The organism is Variovorax sp. P1_H12_2, from assembly GCF_056405335.1.
In genome coordinates this window covers 1-4,045 of sequence record NZ_JBFUCI010000509.1, presented here as the reverse complement: position 1 = coordinate 4,045, position 4,045 = coordinate 1, and the positions used below count along the sequence as shown (strand labels likewise).

The window sequence follows — 4,045 nt, the reverse complement described above, 5'->3', positions numbered from 1 at the left end:
CCCTCGGCGCGCTGGCGGCGGGCTGGCGCGCGCAGTTCGAGCTGCCGCTGATCGCGGTCACCGGCAGCAACGGCAAGACCACCGTGACGCAGATGATTGCCTCGATCCTGCGTGCCGCCTGCGGCGACGGCGGGCTGGCCACGGCCGGCAATTTCAACAACGAGATCGGCGTGCCGCTGACACTGCTGCGCTTGCGCGCGCGGCACCAGCGCGYGGTGGTCGAGCTCGGCATGAACCATCCGGGCGAGATCGCGCGCCTGGCGCGGATCGCGCGGCCCACCATCGCGCTGGTCAACAACGCGCAGCGCGAGCATCAGGAATTCATGGCCACGGTCGAGGCGGTGGCGCGCGAGAACGCGGCGGTCTTCGAGGCGCTGCCGCCTCAGGGCACGGCCGTCTTCCCCTATGCGGACGAATTCACGCCGCTGTGGAACGAGATCGCGCGCCGCGGCGTCGCCTCGCGCCGCTGCCTGACCTTCGGCGAGCAGCCCGGCGCGGACATCTCGCTGGTGTCCGCCGAATGGGGTCACGGTGCCTGGCAGGTCCAGGCCCGCACGCCGCTGGGCGATCTGGGCTTTGCGCTGCGCATCGCCGGCCGCCACAACGTCGTTAACGCGCTGGCGGCGATCGCCAGCGCCCTCGCCAGCGGGGTTTCGCTGGACCGCATCACCGACGGGCTGGCCGCCTTCGAGCCGGTCAAGGGCCGTTCCAAGGCCAGCGAGCTGCGTTTGGCGGGCCCGCGCTCGATCACGCTGGTCGACGACACCTACAACGCCAACCCCGATTCGATGCTGGCTGCGATCGACGTCCTCGCCGGTCTGCCCGGCCCGCGCCTGCTGGTGCTCGGCGACATGGGCGAGGTCGGCGACCAGGGGCCGCGCTTCCATGCCGAGGTCGGCGCCCGGGCGCGCGAGCGCGGCATCGAGACCGTGTTCGCGCTCGGGCGCGAATCGGCGCACAGCATCGCTGCCTTCCAGGGCGGCGCCGGCCCCGGCATGGGCGAGGGCCGGCATTTCGAGGACATCGATTCGCTCAACGCCGCCGTCCGCGCCCAACTGCCCCGGGCCGCCAGCGTGCTGGTGAAGGGCTCGCGCTTCATGCAGATGGAGCGCGTGGTCCAGGCCGTCGCCGGCTGGGCCGAATCACAACCACAAGACAAGGAGGCCGGTCATGCCGCATGAGTCGCGCATCGAGGCCTGTTCGCAGATGAATCATTTCCCGACGAGGTTCAGCCCATGCTGCTGAGCCTCGCCACGTGGCTGCAAGGCCTGTCGCCGGAGTTCGGATTCCTGCGCGTCTTCCAGTACCTGACCTTCCGTGCGCTGATGGCGGCGCTGACCGCATTGCTGCTCGGCCTGGCGGCGGGACCCTACGTGATCCGGCGCCTGAGCGCGCTCAAGATCGGCCAGCCGGTGCGCGGCTACGGCATGGACACGCACCTGACCAAGAGCGGCACGCCGACCATGGGCGGCGTGCTGGTGCTGTTCTCGATTGCGTTCTCGACGCTGCTGTGGTTCGACATCTCGAACCGCTTCGTCTGGATCGTGCTGTGGGTCACGCTGGGCTTCGGCGCCATCGGCTGGGTCGACGACTGGCGCAAGGTGGTGCGCAAGGACCCCGAAGGCATGCGCTCGCGCGAGAAGTACTTCTGGCAATCGGTGGTCGGCCTGGTGGCGGGCTTTTACCTGCTGTTCAGCATTTCCGAGAGCTCCAACTGGCGGGTGCTCGAGCTGTTCTACGCCTGGGTGCGCTCGGGCTTCGATCTCGACTTCCCGCCCAAGATCAACCTGCTGGTGCCCTTCTTCAAGGAAGTGAGCTATCCGCTCGGCGGCATCGGCTTCGTGATCCTGACCTACCTGGTGATCGTCGGCGCGAGCAATGCGGTGAACCTCACCGACGGGCTCGACGGCCTGGCGATCATGCCGGTCGTGATGGTGGGCTCGGCGCTGGGCGTGTTCGCCTACGTCACGGGCAGCGCGGTGTATTCGCGCTACCTGCTCTTTCCCCACATCCCGGGCTCGGGCGAACTGCTGGTGTTCTGCTCGGCGATGGCCGGCGCGGGGCTCGCGTTCCTGTGGTTCAACACCCATCCGGCGCAAGTCTTCATGGGCGACGTGGGCGCGCTCGCGCTCGGCGGCGCGCTGGGCACCATCGCGGTCATCGTGCGCCAGGAGATCGTGTTCTTCATCATGGGCGGCATCTTCGTGGTCGAGGCGATCTCGGTGATGGCGCAGGTCAGCTACTTCAAGTACACCAAGAAGCGCTTCGGCGAAGGCCGGCGCGTGCTCAAGATGGCGCCGCTGCACCATCATTTCGAGAAGAGCGGCTGGCGCGAGACGCAGGTCGTGGTCCGCTTCTGGATCATCACGATGCTGCTGTGCCTCGTGGGTCTTTCCACCCTGAAGCTGCGTTGACACCATGCGGCATCTGAAAGACCTCCACGTCCTGATCCTGGGCCTCGGCGCGTCCGGCCTGGCCATGGCGCGCTGGTGCGCACGCCATGGCGCGATGCTCACGGTGGCCGATACTCGCGAGGCGCCGCCGCAGCTGGCGACGCTGCGCGCGGAGCTGCCCGAGGCGGTGTTCGTCGGCGGTCCCCTGTCGGCCGCGCTGGTCGAAGGCACGCCGGTGCGCGCGGTCTATCGTTCGCCGGGGCTGTCGCCGGCATCGGTGGCGGTGGTGCTCGATGCGGCGCGGGCGATGGGCCTGCCGGTCGGTGGCGAACTGGACCTGTTCGCGCGTGCGCTGGCAGACCTGCGCACGGTCGAGGTCGTCGATGCGGTCGAGGAGGCCGTGGCGGCAGAACCCGCGCCGGCGGCCGATGCCGTCGAGGCGCCGCTGCCGGATCCAGTCGACGAGCCGCTGCCGGAATCGGACGACCCGGCGCGTGCGTTCGAACCGCATGCGCCGGTCGCCGATGCGTCCCCGCTCGACGAAGCCGAGCCGCCGGCGGCGGTTGCCGCTTCGCTGCCCGACGACGACGACGATTCCTTCACGCCGCTGCCGGAAGTCATGGTCGCACCGCCGCCGCCCCGGGGCTACACGCCGGCCGTGCTCGCCATCACCGGCACCAACGGCAAGACGACCGTGACTGTGCTGACCGGCCAGCTGGTCGAGCGCGCGGGCAAGACGGTGGCCGTGGCCGGTAACATCGGTCCGACGCTGCTCGACACGCTGGCGGCCCGCATGGACGCGGACGACCTGCCCCAGGTCTGGGTGCTCGAGCTGTCGAGCTTCCAGCTCGACGGCGTGCAGGGCTTCGAGCCGACCGCCGCCACGGTGCTGAACCTGTCGCAGGACCACCTCGACTGGCACGGCGACATGGCGGCCTACGCGGCAGCCAAGGCGCGCATTTTCGGCACGCGGGGTGCGATGCTTCTCAACCGCGAGGACGACGCCGTCATGGCGATGCGGCCGGCGCCGGTCAAGCTGGCCAAGGGCCAGGTGGCGCGCAGCGTCGTCACGTTCGGCGCTGCGATGCCGCTGCGCCCGGGCGACTACGGCCTCGAGCGACTCAACGGCATGGCCTGGCTGGTGCGCGCGCTGGAAGCCGACGAGACCCAGAAGCGCAAGCGCGGCGCCGCGATCGAGGAAGAAGAGATCCACATCCAGCGCCTGATGCCCGCCGATGCGCTGCGCATCCGCGGCCGCCACAACGCGCTCAACGCGCTGGCCGCGCTGGCGCTGGCCACCGCGGCGGGCTGTCAGCTGGCGCCGATGCTCTACGGCCTGCGCGAATACCGCGGTGAGCCGCACCGCGTCGAACCGGTGTCGATCGTCGGCGATGTCGAGTACTTCGACGACAGCAAGGGGACCAACGTCGGTGCGACCGTTGCGGCGCTCGTCGGCCTGGGCGAGGAGCGCCGGGTGGTCGTGATCCTCGGCGGCGAGGGCAAGGGCCAGGACTTCGGGCCGCTGGCCGCACCGGTGCGCCAGTACGCCCGTGCGGTGGTGCTGATCGGCCGCGACGCGCCTTTGATCGAAGCCGCGCTGGCCGCCACCGGCATCCCGCTGCTGGCGGCGGCCTCGCTGCCCGAGGCCGTGA

The 4,045-nt window shown here is 70.1% G+C and carries 3 protein-coding genes; all 3 read left to right on the top strand.

What is annotated here, in order from left to right:
- Positions 1-1,181: UDP-N-acetylmuramoyl-tripeptide--D-alanyl-D-alanine ligase (locus AC1D2K_RS31255; RefSeq protein WP_478093887.1), on the top strand; the 1,181-nt coding region annotated here is incomplete at its 5' end.
- 54 nt (positions 1,182-1,235) lie between these two features.
- The gene (gene mraY, locus AC1D2K_RS31250) at positions 1,236-2,414 is read left to right on the top strand and encodes a phospho-N-acetylmuramoyl-pentapeptide-transferase (protein WP_478093886.1); all 1,179 of its coding nucleotides are present in this window, start codon (positions 1,236-1,238) and stop codon (positions 2,412-2,414) included.
- A 4-nt stretch (positions 2,415-2,418) separates the two neighbouring features.
- Positions 2,419-4,045 (top strand): UDP-N-acetylmuramoyl-L-alanine--D-glutamate ligase (gene murD / locus AC1D2K_RS31245; protein ID WP_478093884.1); only part of this gene is annotated, 1,627 nt, incomplete at its 3' end.

Excerpts from the sequence above, each read along its gene's own strand:
- mraY (WP_478093886.1), top strand. The coding sequence starts at position 1,236 with ATGCTGCTGAGCCTCGCCACGTGGCTGCAAGGCCTGTCGCCGGAGTTC.